This window comes from Rhodococcus sp. UNC363MFTsu5.1 (assembly GCF_000686785.1).
GTDB lineage: Bacteria > Actinomycetota > Actinomycetes > Mycobacteriales > Mycobacteriaceae > Rhodococcus_G > Rhodococcus_G maanshanensis.
Map to the genome: position 1 here is coordinate 75,405 of NZ_JMLO01000023.1, position 20,141 is coordinate 95,545.

Consider the following 20,141-nt stretch of genomic DNA (forward strand, 5'->3'; position numbering starts at 1 on the left):
GACGAACCGGGCGCTGTGCCGGTTCGATGCGGCCCCTCGTTCCATGGAATCCCGTCGGCATCGCCGGTACCCTCGCGACTAGAACAGGTTCTAACAACGAAGGGCACCGACATGGCGGCATCACGCGAAGACATCCTGAACACCATCGAGAGCTACGTGAAGTCGGTGGCGGGCGGCACCGTCGACGACGTCCTGGCGCTGTACGCGCCCGGCGCCACCGTCGAGGATCCGGTCGGCACCGACCCGCGGACCACTGAGGAGTCGATCCGCGAGTTCTACGGCATCATCGAGCCGCTCGAGCAGACCGCCGAGCTCGGCGTCGTGAAGATCGCGGCGGGCACGGCCGCTTTCAACTTCAGCCTCACCACCCACATGGGTGAGCAGAAGGTCGAGATCTCGGTCATCGACGTGATGACCTTCGACGACGACGCCAAGATCACCTCCATGAAGGCGATCTGGGGTCCGGAGGACATGGTCGCCAGCTGACCGACCGCCCGGGTTCGGCCTGGAGGTCATACTCAGGTCGGACCCGGGATCAGCTCCAGGCCTGACGACAGGGGGCCGTCGCCGCAATACCTTCGGATCGCAGTACATCACCAGGCGACCGAAAGTGCGCGATGACCCAGATCTTGTCCCAGGCCGAGGCCCCGCCCACTCCCCGCTCGCTCCCCCGGATAGTCGGCGTGGACGTCGCGCGGGGTCTCGCCGTGCTCGGCATGATCGCCGTGCACACCACCAGCGCCGAACAGATCGGCGAGTTCGCCCACTTCGCGCTCAGCGGCCGTGCCGCCATCCTCTTCGCGGTGCTGGCCGGGGTGTCGCTGGCGCTCACCACCGGCGGAACCCGCCCCCCGGAGCGGCTGGGCGCCGCGCGCAGATCCATCGCCGCGCGCGCTCTCGCGCTGTTCGTCCTCGGCCTCGTCCTCACCCAGCTCGGCTCCCCGGCGATGGTGATCCTCGCGTCGTACGCGGTGCTGTTCCTGATCGCGTTGCCGCTGTTGCGGCTGAGCTGGCAGAAACTGGCCGCCGTCGCGGCCGTCGCGGCCGTCGCGGGTCCGCTGCTCTCCTACGCCATCCGGTCGCGGATGGCGGCTCCCGGGGTCGCCGGTGAGACCGCGCGGTTCGACATGCTCACCTCGATCGACGGCGTCCGGCACCTCGGCTCGGTGGTCCTGCTCGAGGGCGCCTACCCGGTGCTCACGTGGGTGCCGTTCCTGTTGGCGGGCATGGCCATCGGCCGCTGGGGCCTGCGGCGCGAGCGGGCGGGGGCCGTCCTTGTCGCGGTCGGCTCGGCGCTGGCCGTGCTCGGGCTCGGCGGGTCGTGGGTTGCGCTCAATCTGTTCGGCGGGAGGAACGCCCTGGTGGCGTACCTGGACGAGGTGATGCCGGGCGAGGGTGCGCAGATGCTGCCGTTCATGCTCCGTTCCTCGAGCTTCGGCGTCGTCGGCACCGACCCCTGGCAGTGGATGCTCACCAGTTCGCCGCACAGCGGAACCGTGTTCGAGATAGTCGGCTCGGGTGGGATCGCGATCGCGGTCCTCGGCCTGAGCCTGCTCGCGGGTGGGATCGCCCCGCGCATTCTCACGCCACTGGCCGCGCTCGGCTCGATGCCGCTGACGATCTACGCCGGGCACATCGTCGCGCTGGCGCTGTTGCTGCGCAGCGAATCGTTCACCTACTCGTGGGCGCTCCCGGTCTGGTTCCTGGTGGTGCCGTTGGTCTTCGCGACGCTGTGGCAGCGCTACCTGGGGCGGGGTCCGCTCGAATGGGTGCTGAACAAGGTCGGGGCCGGCGCCGCCCGGCTCGGTTCTCCGCGCGCGCTCGGATAGCGCGAACGCGGGACGACGCCCCCGCCGGTCAGGCGGCGCGGGCGAAGGTGGCCCAGGCGCGGGCCGCGACCTGTCCACCCTGTCCGGTGGCGGTGAGGACCACGTCGACGCGCGACTCCCCGTCGGCGGTGTACTCCTGCACCACCTCGCCGGAGCACGACAGCGTCTCGTCGGCCGCGACCGCGGTCACCAGGCGGGTGCGGAATCGTCGCACCGACTCCGGACCGAGCCAGTCGGTGGCGTAGTTGGCGAGCTGCCCGACCACCGCGGTGTCGCCGCCCGCGCCCTGCGTCCACGCGTCGGCGATCAACCGGCCGTCGGCGTCGCGGTACTCGGCGATCCGGTCGTGCTCGCCGTCGCGCACGGTTACGGTCAGCTTGTCACCGGCGCGCGGCGGTGCGCCGAAGAAACGGCAGTCGCGTTCCGACGGGACGTCGTGGGCGCCCGCGATCGAATCGGTTCCGCACAGGTACGTCGGCGGCACCACCGGGCGCTCGGCGTCGCGGTACGCGGCGTGGGTGGAGTGGGTGGCCTCCGCGAACTCGAGGATCTTGCCGCGCTCCAGGTCGACGGTGACGCAGGTGAACGGCGCCCCCACCGTGCTCGCTGCGGTTGTGGTGATCATCGATCCGCACCTCCTTCGATCAGTTCGGATACCGCGACGGTAGGTCCGCGCGAGGCCCGGCCGGCGTCCTCTTCCCGCTGATCGGGAGGCTGCGGGCACCGGCTTGCTGGGCGGGGGCGAAATCGTCCCGGTCAGCGGGAAGGCCCCATGAACTCGCATGCCGATGCCCCGAATTATGAGGCTCATCACATCAGTGCGTGACTCGGGCGTGTTTGTCTCGAGCGTGAGAGAAGAGGTAGCGATGGCGCTGCAATCCAAGTCCGACGCCGACGAGGTCAGGATGATCGAGGCGGCGGCGGCCCCTACCCGGTTCGCCCGTGGTTGGCACTGCCTTGGTCTGCTGAAGTCGTTCCAGGACGGAAAGCCGCACGAGATCAAGGCCTTCGGCACCTCGCTGGTGGTATTCCAGTCGGAGTCGGACGGCAAGCTCAACGTGCTCGACGCGTTCTGCAGGCACATGGGCGGCAACCTCGCCCAGGGCACCGTCAAGGGCGACTCCATCGCCTGCCCGTTCCACGACTGGCGTTGGGGCGGCAACGGCAAGTGCAGCGGCATCCCCTACGCCCGCCGCGTTCCCCCGCTCGCGCGCACCCGCAGCTGGCCGACGCTCGAGCGCAACGGTCAGCTCTACGTGTGGCACGACCCGCAGGGCAGCAAGCCGACCGACGACGTGACGATCCCCGAGATCGAGGGCTTCGGTTCCGACGAGTGGACCTCCTTGACCTGGAACTCCATGCTCATCGAGGGCTCGCACTGCCGCGAGATCGTCGACAACGTCGTGGACATGGCGCACTTCTTCTACGTCCACTACTCGTTCCCGCGGTTCTTCAAGAACGTCTTCGAGGGCCACGTCGCCACCCAGTACATGCGGTCGACCCCGCGCCACGACATCTCCGTCGGCACCAGCTACGACGATCCGAACTCCACCCTCCGATCGGACGCCTCGTACTTCGGCCCGTCCTACATGCTCGACTGGCTGTGGAGTGATGCCCAGGGCATGACGATCGAGACGGTGCTCGTCAACTGCCACTACCCGGTCGACGAGAACTCCTTCGTGCTGCAGTACGGCGCGATGGTCAAGAAGCCCCAAGGTATGTCGGACGAGGCGGCCGAGGGCATGGCGAAGCAGTTCGCCGAGGGCGTCGAGATGGGCTTCGAGCAGGACGTCAAGATCTGGAAGAACAAGGCGCCCATCGACAACCCGTTGCTGTCCGAGGAGGACGGCCCCGTCTACCAGCTGCGCCGCTGGTACAAGCAGTTCTACGTCGACGTCGAGGACGTCACCGAGGACATGACCAAGCGCTTCGAGTTCGAGATCGACACCGACCGTGCCGTGCAGAGCTGGGAGGCGGAGGTCGCCGAGAACATCGCCAACGGCGTCGTCCCCGTCCAGGCCAACGCCTGACCCATCCGCCCGACCTGCCCACGATGTACCGATAGACAAGAAGGAACACCACGATGACCAACAAGGCACTCGACAATCTCTTCGAGATCGCGGATCAGATCCGCGACCAGGCGACCGAGGCGGAGCGGATCGGTCGGCTTCCCGACGAGACTGCGAAGCTGCTCAAGGCCGCAGGCCCGATCAAGCAGCTGCAGCCGAAGCAGTACGGCGGATTCGAGTCGCACCCGCGCGCCTTCTCCGAGACCGTGATGAAGGCGGCTTCGCTCGACCCGGCCACCGGCTGGGTGTGCGGCATCGTCGGTGTGCACCCGTGGCAGCTGGCCTTCGCGGACCCGAAGGTGCAGGAGGAGATCTGGGGCGCGGACGACAACACCTGGGTCGCCTCCCCCTACGCCCCGACCGGGATCGCCAAGCCGGTCGACGGCGGATACATCTTCAACGGTCGCTGGCAGTTCTCCTCCGGCACCGACCACTGTGACTGGATCTTCCTCGGCGCCATGGAGGGCGACAAGGACGGCAACATGGCGCTGCCGCCGCGGATGCTGCACATGATCCTGCCGCGCAAAGACTACGAGATCGTCGAGGATTCCTGGAACGTCGTCGGCCTCAAGGGAACCGGGTCCAAGGACATCATCGTGCGGGACGCCTTCGTGCCCTCCTACCGGGTGATGGACGGCGACGAGGTGATCAACGGGACCGCGCAGAAGAACGCCGGCATGACCGAGACCCTGTACAGGATGCCCTGGTCCACCATGTTCCCGCTCGGCATCTCCTCCGCGGTCGTCGGCATCGCCGAGGGCGCGCTGGCTGCGCACCTCGACTACCAGCGTGACCGGGTGGGTGCGCAGGGCACCGCGGTCAAGGACGACCCGTACGTGCTCTTCGCGATCGGCGAGGCCGCCGCGGACATCAACGCCGCCCGCCAGGAACTGCTGGCGAACGTCGACAAGATGTGGGACATCGTCGAGTCCGGCAAGGAGGTCTCCTTCGAGGACCGCGCCGCCGGTCGTCGTACCCAGGTGCGTGCCGCCTGGCGCGCGGTCGGTGCCGTCGACCAGATCTTCGCCCGCTCTGGCGGCAACGCGCTGCGCATGGACAAGCCGCTGCAGCGGTACTGGCGTGACGCGCATGCCGGCCTGGCCCACGCCATCCACGTGCCCAGCACCGTCTACCACGCCTCCGCGGTGAGCTCGCTCGGTCTCGATCCGGCGGACAACCTCAAGTCGATGATCTGACGCAGCGCAGTCCATCACCTCAATCATCAAGAAGGACATCACATGACTGACATCAAGGGCTTGGGCTACATCAAGGTCCAGACCAACGACATGGAGCGCTGGCGCAAGTTCGCCTTCGACGTGCTCGGCTTCGCCGAGGGCTCCGGTCCGGACGAGAACGCCATCTACCTGCGGATGGACGAGCGCGCCGCGCGCATCGTCATCGTGCCGGGCGACACCGACGAGGTCGTCACCATCGGCTGGGAGGTGCGCGACCACGCCGCCCTGGTTCGCGTGCAGGAGGCCGTCGAGGCCGCGGGCATCGCGGTCAAGCCGCTCTCGCTGGAGGAGGCCGACGCCCGCCGCGTCGAGGAGGTCATCACCTTCCAGGATCCGACCGGCGCCACCCTCGAGATCTTCCACGGCGCGGTCCTCGACCACAGCCCGGTCGTCACCCCGTTCGGTGCCAAGTTCGTCACGGGCGCACAGGGTCTCGGCCACGTGGTGCTGCCGGTGATGGACATCAACGGCGCCTTCGCCTTCTACACCGAGGTGCTCGGCTTCCTGTCGCGCGGCGCCTTCCGGATCCCGGCTCCGCCGGAGTTCGGCCCGATGCGGGTGCGCTTCATGGGCGTCAACGAGCGCCACCACAGCCTGGCGCTGTGCCCCGCCCCGCACGGCGGTGCCCCCGGCCTGGTGCACATCATGGTCGAGGTCGACACCCTCGATGCGGTCGGCCAGGCGCTCGACCGCGTCGTCAAGGACGGCTTCTCGGTCTCCTCGACCCTGGGCAGGCACACCAACGACAAGATGGTCTCGTTCTACGTTCGCGCTCCCGGAGGCTGGGACATCGAATTCGGAACCGAGGGCATGCGGGTAGACGAGAAGTACTACTCCGCGGAGGAGATCACCGCCGACAGCTACTGGGGCCACGACTGGTCCGGCAGCGAGCCCCTGGCGGCGATGTAACAACAGCCCACCCACCTTCGCGCGCGGTTTCCACCGCCGGCGTACGCACCTGCGTTCGCCGGCACTGGAACCGCGCGCGAGGTGTATCCAGACCCGTTCACGAAGGGAACCCGATGACCAGCAACACCACGACGGTCCGGCCGCGGCCGGCCGTCGAGATCACACAGTGGGACCACGAGGCCGATGTGGTGGTGGCCGGCTACGGAGTCGCGGGCGCGTCCGCGGCCGTGGCCGCGGCCCAGGAGGGCGCCGACGTGCTGGTGCTCGAGCGCACCGGCGGCTGGGGCGGCGCGGCCGCGATGGCAGGCGGATTCATCTATCTCGGCGGCGGCACCCCGCTCCAGAAGGCGTGCGGCTTCGAGGATTCCGCGGAGAACATGAAGGCGTTCATGACCGAGGCCCTCGGTCCCGGCGTCGATGCCGAGAAGATCGACGCCTACTGCGAGGGCAGCGTCGACCACTACAACTGGCTGGTCGAGTGCGGCGTCCCGTTCAAGGCGAGCTTCTGGGGCGAGCCGGGCTGGGAGCCGCCGGGCGACGACGGGCTGCAGTACACCGGCGGCGAGAACGCCGCCCCGTTCAGCGCGACCATCCCGCCCGCGCCGCGCGGGCACGTGCCGCAGATGGCGGACAAGCAGTCCGGCGGCGAGAAGGGTGGCGGCTTCATGCTGATGAAGCCGCTCACCGACACGTCGGCGGCCCTCGGCGTGCGGTCCGTGTACGACACCCGCGCGCAGACCCTGGTCACCGACGAGTCCGGCCGGGTGGTCGGCGTCGTGGCGACGCAGTACGGGAAGGAGATCACCATCCGGGCGCGCCGCGGCGTGGTGCTCGCCACCGGCAGCTTCGCCTACAACGACCGGATGGTCGAGGCGTACGCGCCGCGGCTGGTGGGCAGGCCCGCCGCCTCCATCGAGGAGCACGACGGCAAGGCCATCCAGATGGCGCAGGCCCTCGGCGCCGATCTGGCGCACATGGACGCCACCGAGGTGGCGTTCTTCTGCGACCCGCAGCTGTTCATCCGCGGGATCCTGGTCAACGGCCGAGGTCAGCGCTACATCAACGAGGACACCTATCCCGGCCGGGTCGGGCAGGCCACGCTGATCGAGAACCAGAACCAGTCGTTCCTGGTGATCGACGAGGCCGCGTACGAGGAGGCGCTGGCCACGCCGACGGCCACCCCGTTCCTGCGGCACCAGCCGAGCTGGGTGTGCGAGACGGTCGAGGAACTCGAGGCGGAGATGGGGTTGCCCGAGGGCACCCTGCAGACCACCGTCGAGGTCTACAACAAGCATGCCGTGAAGGGCGCGGACCCGGTGCTCGGCAAGAAGTCCGAATGGGTCAGGCCGATCGGGTCGCCGGTCGCCGCGATCGACCTGCGCGGGTTCACCGGCGGGTTCACCCTCGGCGGTCTGCGCACCAGCGTCGAATCGGAGGTCCTGCACGTCTCCGGCGAGCCGATTCCGGGGCTGTACGCGGCAGGCCGGTGCACCGCCGGCGTCTCCGCGGGCGGCTACGCGAGCGGTGCGTCGCTGGGCGACGGAAGTTTTTTCGGGCGTCGCGCGGGCCGATCCGCGGCCAAGGGATGATCCCACTGAGCGGTCAATAACTGCAGGTCAGGTACGCCGGGCCCCGGGTCGAGTCAATCGATCCGGGGCCCTTCGCCGTCTCGTGACCGAAAACGAACCACTCGGTCGTGTGTGACAGCCGACACAAGCCCGTGCTATCAATAGTCATATTCCTAATCGAAACACCCCGGTCGGACCCCCAGCCGATCGGCGCACCAACCCCGGCGCCAGCCGCCAAGCACTCCCGGAGGACCCCATGACAACTTTGGTCGACGCCAGCACTCCGAGCGCCGTACTCGATCGCGTCTCGCTCGTTTTGGATGCCTTCGACGGACCCGGCCGGCTGACGCTCGCCCAGGTGGTCCGGCGCACTGGGCTGCCGCGCTCCTCGGCGCACCGGATGCTCGAGCGGCTCGTCCACCTCCGCTGGCTGCGCAGGCAGGGTCGCGACTACGAGCTGGGCATGCGCCTGGTCGAGCTGGGCTCCCTCGCGGTGCACCAGGACCGGATGCACCGGGCCGCGCTGCCGTTCCTGCACGAGCTGCACCGGGTGACCGGCCACGTCGTCCACCTGGCGATCCTCGACGGACCCGACGTCGTGTACCTCGAGAAGATCGGTGGCCGGATGGCCGCGGCCATCCCGACCCGGGTCGGCGGCCGCTACCCCGCGCACTGCACCGGCGTCGGCAAGGCGATCCTCGGGTTCGCGGGCGAGGCCCAGCTCGCGGCTCTCGACGGCGACCTCCTCAGCCGCAAGACCAAGTACTCCATCTCCACGGGGACCCAGCTCCGCGCCGAGCTGGCCAAGGTGCGTGAGCAGGGCATCGCCTACGAGCGCGAGGAGTCCCTGCCCGGGTTCGGCTGCGTGGCGGCCCCGATCGGGAACATCGGCGAGGCGGTTGCGGCCGTCTCGATCTGCGGTCCGGTCTCGCAGATGAAGCTCGACCACCGGCTCGCCGCACCCGTGCGGATGACCGCGCTGGGAATCTGGCGCAACATCGAGGGCGGCCCGGTCCGGGTCCAGCCGACCCTGCAGCAGCAGCCGCGTCCCATCCTCGGCGGGCCGTCGGCTCACCGCGCCCGCCCCGCGGCGGCGCCGACCGATCTGCAGTACGCATGAGCGTCGACGCCGAGGTGGCGGCGATCCTCGACGCGCTGAACGCCGGATTCCCGAAGGTCGAGACCATGGCAGGCGCGCAGGCGCGCGCCGCGATCCGAGCCAGGCTGGTGCTGCCCGATCAGCCGGAGCCGGTCGCGGAGGTCGCCCTGCGCGTGGTTCCCGGACCCGGCTCGGACCTGCCGGTCCGGATCTACCGGCCCGCGGTCACCTCCGACGCAGATGTGCCGATCGTCGTGTTCGCGCACGGCGGCGGGTTCGTGTTCTGCGATCTGGACACCCACGACGGGATCTGCCGGTCGATGGCCAACGGTGTCGGGGCGATCGTGGTGTCGGTCGACTACCGGCTGGCCCCGGAGTCGCGGTGGCCCGCAGCCGCCGAGGACGTCTACGCCGTGGTGGCGTGGGCGGCCGAGCACGGGCAGGAGCTCGGTGGTGACGCCGGCCGCATCGTGGTCGCCGGGGACAGCGCCGGTGGCAACCTGGCCGCGGTGACCGCGCTCATCGTCCGCGACCGCGGTGGCCCGGCCCTCGCGGCGCAGCTGCTGCTGTACCCGGTGATCGCCGCGGACTTCGAGACCGATTCCTACCGGGAGTTCGCGACCGGTTACTTCAACACCAGGGCCGCGATGCAGTGGTACTGGGACCAGTACGTCGCGGTCGAGGACCGGGATCACCCCCATGCCTCTCCCCTGCGCGCGGAGCTCGCCGGCCTACCGCCTGCCGTTGTGGTCACCGCGGGCTGCGACCCGCTCTGCTCGGAGGGTGACGCCTATGCGAATGCCCTTGCTGCCGAGGGTGTTCCGGTGAACCATCGCCGATACGACGGAGCGATTCACGGGTTCATGACGATGGGGGTGCTCGCCCTGGCGCGCACCGCGCAGAAGCAGGCGTGGGCGGATCTGCGGGAACTCCTCGACCGGGCCCGCTAGGGCTCACTCCAGGTCGGGGTTCTCCGACTCGGTCTCGACCTCCACCTGGCGCCAGGCGCCGGGGGTCGGCTTCGGGAAGCCGGCGTCGTCGCCGTCCTTGACCTGAGCGATGACGGCGTCGGCCTTGTCGATGTCGGCGATCAGCTGCTCGGCCAGATCGCGCTCGGCGGCGTAGTACCGCTCGGCCCACCGCAGCACGATCTGGGAGTACGCCCATGCCGGTTCCTTGTCGGCGCCGGAGGCATCGGCCGCGGCGCGCCGCTCCATCTTCGACACGTACTCGATGTGCTCGCGGAGGATTTCCTTGAGCCGTTCCGGCTTGTTCAGGTGTCCGAGCCAGATACGAAGCATCACACCGTGTTTAAGGATGGGCGGGTCGATCGGCGCCTCGTTGGACCAGCGCCCGACCGCGGCGGTGCCCGCCTCGGTGATCTTGTAGAGGCGGCGGCCGCGAACGCCGTTGTCGTGCTGCACCCGGGAGGTGACGAAGCCGTGCTTCTCGAGCTTCTTCAGCTCCGTGTAGACCTGGCTGAACGACGGGCTCCAATAGAAGAACTTGATGCTCCAGTCGGCCCACTTCTTGAGCTCGTAGCCGGACAGCTCCTCGTCGAACGCGAGCATGCCGAGTACAGCCCAGCTCGTCGCGGGCAGGTTGGGTAGATCAGACTCGGAGGCCGATTCGGTCGGTGCCACCTGGGGAGCCTAACAATTGGACAGATGACCTGGACAGGGCAAGCTACCACTGACCGGGAACGGGGATGGCGCCGCGCACAGGGTGTGGCGATTCTGGACGTTGCCCGTTTCATCAGGAGGAACCGCAATGAGCGCAGAGATCACAGCCGTCGCCGAGCAGGACGCTCTCTCGGCTCCCGACGCCGCCACACTGAAAAAGGTGATGGGGCACTTCTGCACCGGGGTCGCGGTCATCGCCGCGCACGACGGCGACCGACCCCTCGGGTTCGCCTGCCAGTCGGTGGTGTCGGTGTCGCTGGATCCGCCGTACATCTCGTTCTGCCCCGCGAAGACCTCCACCAGCTGGCCGCTGCTGCGGGAGGCCGGCTCGCTGTGCATCAACATCCTCGCCCACGACCAGAAGGACGTGTGCTCGACCTTCGCGGTGAGCGGCGGCGACAAGTTCGCCCAGATCGACTGGAGCCCGGCGGGCAACGGTGCCCCGGCGCTCGGCGGCGCGCTCGCCCGGATCGAGGCCACGGTCGAGCTCGAGCACGACGCGGGTGACCACACCATCGTGCTCGCCCGCATCACCGACCTGACCGCGGATGCGGACGGCAGGCCGCTGCTGTTCTTCAAGGGCGGGTTCGGCGGGTTCGCCGGCTAGAGCACTCACAGGACGACGCCCCTCGCCGACACCTCGGTGAGGGGCGTCGTTGTGCGAGTAGCCCTGTCGCTCAGGACTTCTCGGGCATCGTCATCCCGCGATGCTCCGCCCGCCGCTGTAGGGCCAACTCGCGCAGGGCCAGCCGGGACGGCTTCCCCGCGGCGATCCGTGGCATCTCGCTGAGCAAGATCACCTCGGAGGGCACCTTGTAGCCGGCGAGCGCACCGCGACAGTGCTCGACCAGCTGCTGACCGGTCACGCTGTGGCCTTGGCGCGGAACCGCGTACGCGATCCCGCGCTCCCCCAGCCGGTCGTCGGGAACCCCGACGACCGCGACCTCGCCGACCGCCGGGTGCCGGCTCAGCACCTGCTCCACCTCGGAGGGATACACGTTGAAGCCGCCGACGATGAACATCTCGCCGATCCTGTCGATGATCCGCAGTTCCCCGGCCTCGAGCACCCCGACGTCGCCGGTGTGCAGCCAGCCGTCGCCGTCGAGTGCCGTGGCGGTGGCCGCCTCGTCCTCGAAATAGCCCGTCATCACGTTGTATCCACGGACCAGGACCTCGCCGGCGGTGCCCTCGGGAACGGCGTTCCCCTCGGTGTCGACCACGCGCAGCTCCACCCCGGGCAGCGGCGGCGCGGCGAGTGAGACGGTCTGCGGCTCGGGGTATCTCGCGGTCACGGTGCCGCTGGCCTCGGTGAGCCCGTAGCCGGTGACGATCAGGGGGATGCCGAGCACCAGGCGGATGCGGTCGAGCAGCGGGGCGGCCACCGTCGTCGCGCCGGTGACCGCGAGCCGCGGGGTGTGCGCCTGCGGGTGCCGCTCCTCGGGTGACGCGGCGATCAGGTCGGTGAACAGTGTTGGCGGACCGGACAACACGGTGATCCGTTCGGTCGTGATCCGGGTGAGCGCGGTGGCCGGGTCGAACACGTCCACGGCGACGTAGCAGCCGCCCGCGGCCAGCGCCGCCAGCAGGCCGGCGTTGAGGCCGAACGAATGCGACAACGGGGTCACCCCCAGGATCCGGTCGCAGCGGCCGATCCCCAGTCGCTCGGACAGGGCCCGATACACGCGAACGAGTTGCCCGTGCCGGAGCACGACGCCCTTGGCCCGACCGGTCGAACCGGACGTCGACATGATGTACGCGACGTCGTCGGTGCCGGGCGGAGCCACCCGGCGGGGTGCCCGCAGGTCGACGGGGCGCGGCGTGGTCGCGCCGCGGAGGAACTGCGCCCAGCTGGTGATGTGCAGGTCCGGTTCGCGGTGGAAGTCGATGATCTGTTCCAGGTCCGGGAGGCCGAGGACCGGGCGATCCGGGCCGGATTCTCCCGCGGCCGCCCGGAGCATCGCGGCGTAGCCGGTGCCGAGGAAGCCGTCGTCCACGAAGAGCATTCGGCTGCGGGTCGTGCGCAGTTGATGCGCGGCCTCGGCCCCGCGTGCCCTGGTGTTGATCGGCACCACCACCGCACCGATGGAGTGGGCGCCCAGCGCGACCACCGCCCACCGTGCGGAGTTCGGCGCCCACAGGGCGATGCGGTCGCCGTGCCGGATCCCCGCGGCGGTCATCGCCGTCCCCGCCTGGGAGGCGGACGCCGCGAGCTGCTGGTAGCTGAGCCGCTCCCGTCCGTCCACGACGGCCTCGCGATCGGGGTGGCGCCGCGCGGACTCGCACAGTACCGCCCAAATCGTGTCGGGGGTGATGTCGCCGACGGTCATAACCGAGGGACCGTACCGGACATCATCGCGCCTGTCGGAGGCGTCCCGCTGGCCGGGAATGCGGGGGTCCGCCGGGGGATGGTTGTGGCTACCGTCACACGTACACACCGTACCCACATGCCCGGGAGAGATCATGGCCTCAGCAGACGACATCCGTTCGACAGTGTCGAAGTACCTCGACGCGGTCGGAGGCGGAACGTCGGCCGACGTCGCCGCCCTGTACGCGGACGACGCCACCCTCGAGGACCCCGTGGGCACCGAACCGCTGGTCGGCCGCGAGGCCATCGAGAAGTTCTACAGCGCGCTGGACGCGGTGCAGGTCAAGACCGAGCTGCTCAACGTCCGGGTCGCGGGCGACACCGCGGCCTTCCACTTCCGCGTGGTCACCGACACCGGCGAGCAGACGATCACCATCGAGCCGATCGACGTCATGACCTTCGACGATCAGGCGCGGATCACCAGCATGCGTGCCGTCTGGTCGCAGGACGACATCAGCTTCGGCTGAGCACCACCAAGAGAGAAAACGATGCCTGCAAGCGAACAATCCTGGGACCACGAGGTCGACTTCCTCGTGGTCGGTAGCGGCTGCGGCGGCCTGACCGGCGCACTCGCCGCCGCCGACAGGGGCATGGACACCCTCGTCATCGAGAAGGCCGCCGTGTACGGCGGCACCACCGCCCTGTCCGGTGGCGGCATCTGGGTTCCCAACAACCCGCTGCTCGTCCGTGAGGGGCTCGGCGACTCGCGCGCGGACGTGCGCACCTATCTCGATGCCGTCGTCGGCGGCCGGGTGCCCTCGGAGAACCTCGATGCGTTCATCGACGAGGGTCCCCGCACCCTCGAGTTCCTGGAGACCTCGAGCAGGCACATGCGGTTCCAGTGGTGCACGGGCTACTCCGACTACCACCCCGAGCAGCCGGGTGGCCGCCCCAACGGCCGCACGATCGAGCCGCTCCCGGTGAACCTCAAGGAGCTCGGCGAGGACGAGGACCTGCTGCGTCCGGCAGCCTTGGCTACGCCCCCGGGGCTGTTCATCACCTCGAAGGACTTCGTGCAGCTGAACATGGTGACGCGGACCTGGAAGGCCAAGTGGACCGCGCTGCTCACCGGTCTCCGCGCGGTCAAGGCCATCGTGCTGCGCCGCAACATGGACACCCTCGGCCGCGCGCTCATCGCCCGGCTGCGGCTGGCGCTCAAGGACGCCGGTGTCCCGCTGTGGCTGAACACCGCGCTGCAGTCGCTTGTCACCGACGAGTCCGGATCGGTGGTCGGCGTGGTCGCCGAGCGCAACGGCGCGCAGGTGCGGATCCGCGCCCGCCGCGGCGTGCTGCTCGCCAGCGGTGGCTTCGAGTACAACGAGGAGATGCGCAAGCGCTACCTGCGTGAGGGTGGCAAGGACAACTTCAGTGCGGCCGCGGTCGAGAACACCGGTGACGGCATCGTCGCGGGCGAGAAGCTCGGCGCCGCTGTGGATCTCATGGACGACGCCTGGTGGATGCCGTCCTTCCGCCGCCCCGACGGCATCAACCAGGTGCTGGTCTCGGAGCGGTCGATCCCGCGCTCGATCATCATCGACCAGCACGGCAAGCGCTTCACGAACGAGGCGTCGCCGTACGTGACGTTCGTGCACGATCAGCTGGCAGGCGGGCACGAGCCCACCTGGTTCGTCTTCGACCACAAGGCGAAGAACCGGTATCCGATCGGCGGCATCATGCCCGGCCAGAAGTTCCCGAAGGCCTGGCTCGAGAGCGGACTCATCCAGACCGCCGAGACCGTCGAGGAGCTCGCGGCGAAGATCGATGTCCCCGTTGCCGCGCTCGCCGAGACCGTCCAGCGGTACAACGGATTCGCGCGGGCCGGCCGGGACGAGGACTTCAACCGGGGCGCCAGTGCCTACGACAACTACTACGGCGACCCGACGCTGCCGCAGCCCACGCTCGACGTGCTGGACCAGGGTCCCTACTACGCCCTGCGCACCCGTGCCGGTGACCTCGGTACCAAGGGTGGACTGGTCTACAACGAGAAGGCCCAGGTGCTGCGCACCGACGGGGCCGTCATCGAGGGCCTCTACGCGACCGGCAACACATCCGCCGCGGTGATGGGCAACGACTACGCCGGTGCGGGCGCGACCATCGGTCCGGCAATGGTGTTCGGCTACATCGGTGCGCGGCACGCCGCCGGCGCCAACTAGGAGGCGAGGCGACCATGCAGGAACTGAGCTGCACCAGCTGCGGGAACCGGGTGTTGGTGGAGAAGTACAGCCCGACCCACACCAGCATCCAGTGGCTGGCGGACGCGGAATCGTCCTGCCCCGAGTTCGCGCGGCAGGCCGCGCTCGGAGTGGACAGCAAGTGGATCCCCACCTGCGCGGCACTGCGTGACTCCATCGACGAGGCGGCGGTGAAGGGTGTGCTCGAGACCGATTCGCCGCGCAGCTATCCGGTTCCCGGTCGCCTGACCTAGCCCTCGGTCGAGCGAAGGGCGGCCCCACCCGTGGGCGGCGTCTCACGCACAACGCTCGACTGGGATACCCCAGCCGAGCGTTGTGCGTGGTCTGCTAATCCACTAGTTGGTGCGGATCTTCAGGCCGGGGTTGTCGGTGAGGACGTCCAGGACCGGTACCGAGTACACGGAGGGTCGGTCGCTGTCGTTGATGTCCTCTTCTACTTCGAGCTTGTCGCACATCCCCTGGTTGAACATGTTGGATTGGGTCGCGATGCCCAGTGCCTCGGTGCCGGTGATCAGGGCGCCACCGCTGTCGCCGCCCAACCCACAGAAGCGCGCGGTGAACTTGCCGTAGTAACGATTGTTTGGTCCGTGCGCGGTGCCGCTATCTGAGACGGTGCCGCAGTGGTAGCCGGTGGTTCTGCCGGAAATGCACACCGGGATCCCCCACATGGGGGTGGCGACGCCGGTGATTGCGACCGGGGCCTTGCCGCCGGCGCGAACGTAGCTGTTCTGGAAGCGCTTTGCGACGTTGTCGTCGATCTTGATCAGCGCGTGGTCGAGTGGTCCGATTACCGCCTTGGCGAAGGTGCCGATGCGACTGTTGTCGGCGTTCATGTATGCAATTGAGGCGTCCTTTCCGCCCGCGGCTTCTGGGGTCGCGTCGCAGTGGCCGGCGGTGATGACTACCGTTTTGCCTGCTCCGTCGGTGCCGTTGAAACCGAGTGTGCAGTTGCGGGATTCGCCCCAGACGTCCGTGGCGTAGTAGGGGTCGCCACCCATGATGGCGTCGGCGGCCGGCGGCTTGGGGCCCCCTGTGACGGTGACCTTTTGGGTGGTGGTGGCGAGTGGGACGCTGTCGAAGCCGGAGAAGGTGGCCGTGATGGTGCGCTGACCCGCGGTGGTGGGGGTCCACTCGATGGTGGCGGTGCCGTCGTCTTCGACCGATCTCGGGCCAAGGGCGATGTCGCCGTCCTTGAAGTTGACGGAGCCGTCGGCTACTGCGGGGTTGTTGACCTTCGCCTTCACCATGATCTCCTTACCGACGGTCGCTCCCTTGATGGGTTCGAGGGTGATCGTGGTGGTGACGGGGTTGCCGTCGGCTTTGGCGACGGTGACGTCCTGGGTAGTGGTGGATCCCTTGACGCCGTCGCGGCCGGAGAAGGTGGCCTTGATGGTCACCTTGCCTGCGGTCTCGGGGATCCACTCCATGGTGGCGGTGCCGTCGGCGCCGACCGGTTGGGCTTCGTAGCTGTTTTTATCGTCCTCGAATTCGACGGTGCCGCCCGCTGCCGCGGGGTTGATCTTCGCGGTGAGGGTGGTGAGCTTGCCGACGGTGGCTCCGGTGACCGGGTTGAGGGTGGTGGTGCTCGACTTGGTCGGTTCGGTGGGATTGGTGGGTTCGGTGGGTTTCGGGTCGGACGAGCCGAGCGAGCCGAACCCGGGCAGCTCGGGCGAGCTGGGTGCCGGTCCCTGGACCACGCGTACGAACTTGAGGAAGTCAGGCAGTTGCAGGCCCTGGCCGGCGGCGATGTCGTGGACACCGAGCGCGATGTCGTTCTTGACCGTGTTGATCTTGGCGCCGGTGACGAGACCGGACAGCGGTGCGGGGAGCTGGTTGATCCAGGTGTTGAGCTGGCCGAGCAGGTCGTTGAGGGTTTGCTCGCTGCGCGGTTGGTCCTTGATCTTGTAGCCGGCGGCCTCGACGGCGGTGCGGGCGGCGGCCTTGTCCGGTCCGTCGGCCAGGCCGACCAGCGGGGTGCCGGCCGCATCGAGCCATGCCCCGGAGAAGGCAGTGGGGAACTTGCCGCGGAGCGTGTCGGCGAACTTCGCCAGTTCCTGCCCGGTTTTCGCCCGGTCGAGGTACTGGTCGGCGTTGAGTCCGAGGTCGCGCTGGATGGCGGCGACCAGGTCCTCGGGCAGTGCCGGTGTGGTGGGTTGTGCGTGGGCGAGGGTCGCGCAGGGCGCGACCAGCAGGAGTGCCGCGGTGCCGATCATCACGGCGCGGCGGGCGCGGGTACTACGCATGGGGGCCTTTCGGTTCGAGCGTGTGCGGGCATGACCTAGGTGTTGGCGCCGGGTCGACTGCGGGGACTGTAGGGGCGATGTCCGCGGTTGCCTACCGAAAATTGGTGGGATGAATAGTGCCTTGCCGCCGAGCGCCGCCGCCGGGTGCTAGAGTTGCGCGCCGGGGGCCTCAAACTGCGCGAGATCGCGGACGAGGTCGGCATGACGGTCGGCGGTGTGGGCACGATCCTGCACCGCGCTCACAATTCCGACGCGGCCCAGCCTGCGAGCTGACCCGGCACCAAGACGCCCCGGCCGTGCCCCTTGCGGCCGGCGAACGACACACTCTCTGGAGGAATCCCGCCACTTTTCGCCGACGATCACAGGTCTGGAGGTGGGCCTGGTTTCGGAACACGGTGCACGCGTACAGAAATCGCGGTACTCGGGCGCGAACTCCGAGCGCGGCAGAAACGGCTCAGCGGCCGCGCCGAGAGGTTCTCGACGCAGCCGCTGAGCTCGCGGTCATGAGGGCTGCCGAAGGTGACGGCCCTCCGGCTCGGGTGGCGAACTAGGACAGCGCGCCGCCGCCGACGAGCGCGGCCAGGCCGATCGCCGCACCGAGGCCGGCGAGGACGCCACCGACGCCCCCGATGAGCCCAGCAGCGGTGCCGAGCTGTCCGAGCTGTTCCTGTGAAGATCCCATGTGTTGCTCCTCGTACGAAAGGTTGTCACGTGTACAGGTTTCTGTGCACGGCTACTGCACGCGTGACGCTATCCACGCTCCACGGTCCGTGAAGCAACGTCGACCGCTGAGCGGAAAAACTCGGATACCTCTGTTGTGCAACAGGATCGGTCGGAATGCTCAGTCTGCCGAGGCCGCCATCACGATCTGGTGCATCTCGCCGATGGCCCGCGCGCAGTCGCCGAGCGTGTAGCCGAGCAGCGCGGTCTCGGCCGGTTCGTAGGAGATGACGTTGCCGCGGCCCTGCACGATGAAGCCGTCGGGCAGGAGTGGATGTTCCTCATTCCGCTCCTCGATGGTGCGATTGCCTCCCGAGGCGTCGACGAGCATCTGGAAGTACTCCCGGAAGGTCAGATTCTGGTCGCCGATCAGGTAGGCCTTGCCCGACTCTGCTCGCTGCAGCGCGCCCGAGATCGCCTCTGCGAGTAAACGCACGGACATGTAGTTCGTTCCACCCGCGGGCGCGAAGTCCGGAATGGCCGGCTCGTTGCCCGCGGCCCAGGAGAACATCCGCCGGTAGCGCTTGGCGGACGCACCGGGGCTCACTCCGAGGATGTTCGGCGGATTCAGGGTCGAGACGTTGAAGGAGTCGTCGGCCAGCGCGCGGGCGCCCTCATCGGCCGCCTTCCTGGCCGCGACGTAGGGCAGCGTGTCCGCGAGGTCGGGACGCAGGTGGTGGTAGTAGCTGCCGACCTGAACGAACCGTGCGACACCGGCCCGCTTGGCCAGCGCCGCGAACCGGGGTACTCCCCCGGACTGCGTCTTCTCCCAGAACGCCGCCTCGTCGACGCCACGGCCGATGTGCCGGATGTCCTGTCCCGCCGCGAAGACGATGCCCTCGAACGGTTCGAGTTGTGCGGCCGTGAACGTCTGCTCGGTGTAGTCGCCGAGCAGCACGGGAAAGTCGCGTACCGGTGAGTCGTCGGTGAGCGGGTTGCGTGCCGCCACGGTGACATCGTTGCCCTGGTCGCGCAGATGGAGTGCGGTGTGGGCGCCGATCATGCCGGTGCCACCGACGATCAATATCTTCACGGAAGTCCCTTTCAGGAGTAGTGATCAAGCAGTACGTGCGTCGCGCGGGCGGAGCCGAGTATGCGACCCCCGCGAAGCTACGGAACAGCAGCCCGCGCGGAACCCCCCTCGTCCGGGCACCGGGAAAACTGGTTGCGGTCAGGCGAGCTGGATGAGATCCAGGTACTCCTGCGACCAGTGGTCCTCCTGGCCGTCCGGCAGCAGGATGACCCGCTCCGGGTTGAGCGCCTCCGCGGCACCGGGGTCGTGGGTGACCAGCACGACCGCCCCCTTGTAGCTGCGCAAGGCGTCGAGGACCTGCTCGCGCGAGATCGGGTCCAGGTTGTTGGTCGGCTCGTCGAGCAGCAGTACGTTGGCCGCCGAGGACACCAGCCCGGCCAGCGCCAGACGCGTCTTCTCACCGCCGGAGAGGGTTCCCGCCGGCTGCTCGAGCTGCGGGCCGGTGAACATGAACGCGCCAAGCAGCGACCGCAGCTCCTGCTCGCCGGTGTCCGGTGCGGCGTGCCGGATGTTCTCCCACACGGTCGCCTCGTCGTCGAGGGTGTCGTGCTCCTGCGCGAAGTAGCCCACCTTCAACCCGTGACCGGGCACCAACTCGCCGACGTCGGCCGGCTCGACGCCACCCAGCAGCCGCAGCAACGTCGTCTTGCCCGCACCGTTCAGCCCGAGCACGACCACCCGCCAGCCGCGGTCGATCGCCAGGTCGACGCCGGTGAAGATCTCCAGAGATCCGTACATCTTGGTCAGGTTCTTCGCCATCAGCGGCGTCTTGCCGCACGGTGCGGGTTCCGGGAACCGGATGTGCGCGACCTTGTCCGAGACCCGGACCTCGTCGAGGGCGGCCATCAGCTTGTCCGCCCGCTTGGCCATGTTCTGCGCCGCGGTCGCCTTCGTCGCCTTCGCACCGAGCTTGGCGGCCTGCACCCGCAACGCGCCCGCCTTCTTCTCCGCGTTCGCGCGCTCACGGCGGCGGCGCTGCTCGTCGGTGGCGCGGGCGTCGAGGTACTTCTTCCAGCCCATGTTGTAGATGTCGGCCTCCCCGCGGACCGCGTCGAGGAACCACACCCGGTTCACCACGTCGCCGAGGAGCTCGACGTCGTGGCTGATCACGATCAGCCCGCCGTCGTGGTTCTGCAGGAACCCACGCAGCCAGGTGATCGAGTCCGCGTCGAGGTGGTTGGTGGGCTCGTCGAGCAG

At 68.7% G+C, this 20,141-nt stretch carries 19 protein-coding genes and 1 pseudogene; 13 read left to right on the plus strand and 7 right to left on the minus strand.

The genetic code is table 11. The annotated features are described in order from the left end of the window. Nucleotides 1-111: 111 nt before the first annotated feature. Both BR31_RS0118040 and BR31_RS29130 read left to right on the plus strand, forming a co-directional pair. Nucleotides 112-486 carry a nuclear transport factor 2 family protein gene (locus BR31_RS0118040; protein WP_027502204.1) on the plus strand — a complete coding sequence of 125 codons (375 nt, stop codon included), beginning with the start codon at nt 112-114 and terminating at the stop codon, nt 484-486. 131 nt (nt 487-617) lie between these two features. Then, nucleotides 618-1,829, plus strand: a complete 1,212-nt coding sequence (locus BR31_RS29130; RefSeq protein WP_081830559.1) for a heparan-alpha-glucosaminide N-acetyltransferase domain-containing protein — start codon at nt 618-620, stop codon at nt 1,827-1,829. Between the two features lie 28 nt (nt 1,830-1,857). On the opposite strand, the gene BR31_RS31935 is transcribed toward BR31_RS29130, so the two are convergent. After that, nucleotides 1,858-2,454: an FAS1-like dehydratase domain-containing protein gene (locus tag BR31_RS31935; RefSeq protein ID WP_051637538.1), complete on the minus strand. Its 597-nt coding sequence runs from the start codon at nt 2,452-2,454 to the stop codon at nt 1,858-1,860. Nucleotides 2,455-2,695: 241 nt separating this feature from the next. On the opposite strand from BR31_RS31935, the gene BR31_RS0118060 reads away from it, so the two are divergent. The 6 genes from BR31_RS0118060 (at nt 2,696) to BR31_RS0118085 (ending at nt 9,659) form a co-directional block, all read left to right on the plus strand. Continuing rightward, nucleotides 2,696-3,859, plus strand: coding sequence for a 3-ketosteroid-9-alpha-monooxygenase, oxygenase component (locus BR31_RS0118060; protein ID WP_027502205.1), 1,164 nt, complete (start codon nt 2,696-2,698; stop codon nt 3,857-3,859). A gap of 53 nt (nt 3,860-3,912) precedes the next feature. After that, nucleotides 3,913-5,094: an acyl-CoA dehydrogenase family protein gene (locus BR31_RS0118065; protein ID WP_027502206.1), complete on the plus strand. Its 1,182-nt coding sequence runs from the start codon at nt 3,913-3,915 to the stop codon at nt 5,092-5,094. A gap of 42 nt (nt 5,095-5,136) precedes the next feature. Further along, nucleotides 5,137-6,042, plus strand: coding sequence for a biphenyl-2,3-diol 1,2-dioxygenase (gene bphC, locus BR31_RS0118070; RefSeq protein ID WP_027502207.1), 906 nt, complete (start codon nt 5,137-5,139; stop codon nt 6,040-6,042). Between the two features lie 113 nt (nt 6,043-6,155). After that, the gene (locus BR31_RS0118075) at nt 6,156-7,631 is read left to right on the plus strand and encodes an FAD-dependent oxidoreductase (protein ID WP_027502208.1); all 1,476 of its coding nucleotides are present in this window, start codon (nt 6,156-6,158) and stop codon (nt 7,629-7,631) included. Nucleotides 7,632-7,866: 235 nt separating this feature from the next. Further along, a complete protein-coding gene (locus tag BR31_RS29145) occupies nt 7,867-8,730 on the plus strand; it encodes an IclR family transcriptional regulator (protein ID WP_037177138.1) in 864 nt (287 codons plus the stop codon). Continuing rightward, on the plus strand, nt 8,727-9,659 hold the full coding sequence (locus BR31_RS0118085) for an alpha/beta hydrolase (protein ID WP_027502209.1): 933 nt from the start codon (nt 8,727-8,729) through the stop codon (nt 9,657-9,659). The genes BR31_RS29145 and BR31_RS0118085 overlap by 4 nt, the downstream gene beginning before the upstream one ends. A gap of 3 nt (nt 9,660-9,662) precedes the next feature. Here the strand turns inward: BR31_RS0118085 and BR31_RS0118090 are convergent, their stop codons facing one another. Continuing rightward, a complete protein-coding gene (locus tag BR31_RS0118090; RefSeq protein WP_081830560.1) occupies nt 9,663-10,280 on the minus strand; it encodes a PadR family transcriptional regulator in 618 nt (205 codons plus the stop codon). Between the two features lie 199 nt (nt 10,281-10,479). On the opposite strand from BR31_RS0118090, the gene BR31_RS0118095 reads away from it, so the two are divergent. Beyond that, on the plus strand, nt 10,480-10,998 hold the full coding sequence (locus BR31_RS0118095; RefSeq protein WP_027502211.1) for a flavin reductase family protein: 519 nt from the start codon (nt 10,480-10,482) through the stop codon (nt 10,996-10,998). Nucleotides 10,999-11,068: 70 nt separating this feature from the next. Here the strand turns inward: BR31_RS0118095 and BR31_RS29150 are convergent, their stop codons facing one another. Continuing rightward, the gene (locus BR31_RS29150; RefSeq protein WP_051637539.1) at nt 11,069-12,718 is read right to left on the minus strand and encodes an AMP-binding protein; all 1,650 of its coding nucleotides are present in this window, start codon (nt 12,716-12,718) and stop codon (nt 11,069-11,071) included. 133 nt (nt 12,719-12,851) lie between these two features. Here BR31_RS29150 and BR31_RS0118105 point away from each other — a divergent pair, with 133 nt between their 5' ends. The 3 genes from BR31_RS0118105 to BR31_RS0118115 are packed head-to-tail and all read left to right on the plus strand — an operon-like array spanning nt 12,852 to nt 15,181. Then, entirely contained in the window at nt 12,852-13,223 is a 372-nt protein-coding gene (locus tag BR31_RS0118105; RefSeq protein WP_027502212.1) for a nuclear transport factor 2 family protein, read from the plus strand. Nucleotides 13,224-13,244: 21 nt separating this feature from the next. Further along, entirely contained in the window at nt 13,245-14,909 is a 1,665-nt protein-coding gene (locus tag BR31_RS0118110; RefSeq protein WP_027502213.1) for an FAD-binding protein, read from the plus strand. 14 nt (nt 14,910-14,923) lie between these two features. Beyond that, a complete protein-coding gene (locus BR31_RS0118115) occupies nt 14,924-15,181 on the plus strand; it encodes a hypothetical protein (RefSeq protein WP_027502214.1) in 258 nt (85 codons plus the stop codon). 102 nt (nt 15,182-15,283) lie between these two features. On the opposite strand, the gene BR31_RS30680 is transcribed toward BR31_RS0118115, so the two are convergent. Then, entirely contained in the window at nt 15,284-17,191 is a 1,908-nt protein-coding gene (locus tag BR31_RS30680; protein ID WP_051637540.1) for an Ig-like domain repeat protein, read from the minus strand. Between the two features lie 141 nt (nt 17,192-17,332). Here BR31_RS30680 and BR31_RS31210 point away from each other — a divergent pair. Further along, nucleotides 17,333-17,464, plus strand: a pseudogene (locus BR31_RS31210) (hypothetical protein); the annotation flags it as partial. A 274-nt stretch (nt 17,465-17,738) separates the two neighbouring features. Here the strand turns inward: BR31_RS31210 and BR31_RS32480 are convergent. The 3 genes from BR31_RS32480 to BR31_RS0118145 all read right to left on the minus strand — a co-directional run. Further along, nucleotides 17,739-17,873, minus strand: coding sequence for a hypothetical protein (locus tag BR31_RS32480; protein WP_269321359.1), 135 nt, complete (start codon nt 17,871-17,873; stop codon nt 17,739-17,741). 159 nt (nt 17,874-18,032) lie between these two features. Beyond that, nucleotides 18,033-18,944, minus strand: coding sequence for an NAD-dependent epimerase/dehydratase family protein (locus BR31_RS0118140; RefSeq protein ID WP_027502215.1), 912 nt, complete (start codon nt 18,942-18,944; stop codon nt 18,033-18,035). Between the two features lie 138 nt (nt 18,945-19,082). After that, on the minus strand, nt 19,083-20,141 hold a 1,059-nt coding region (locus BR31_RS0118145), incomplete at its 5' end, for an ABC-F family ATP-binding cassette domain-containing protein (protein WP_027502216.1).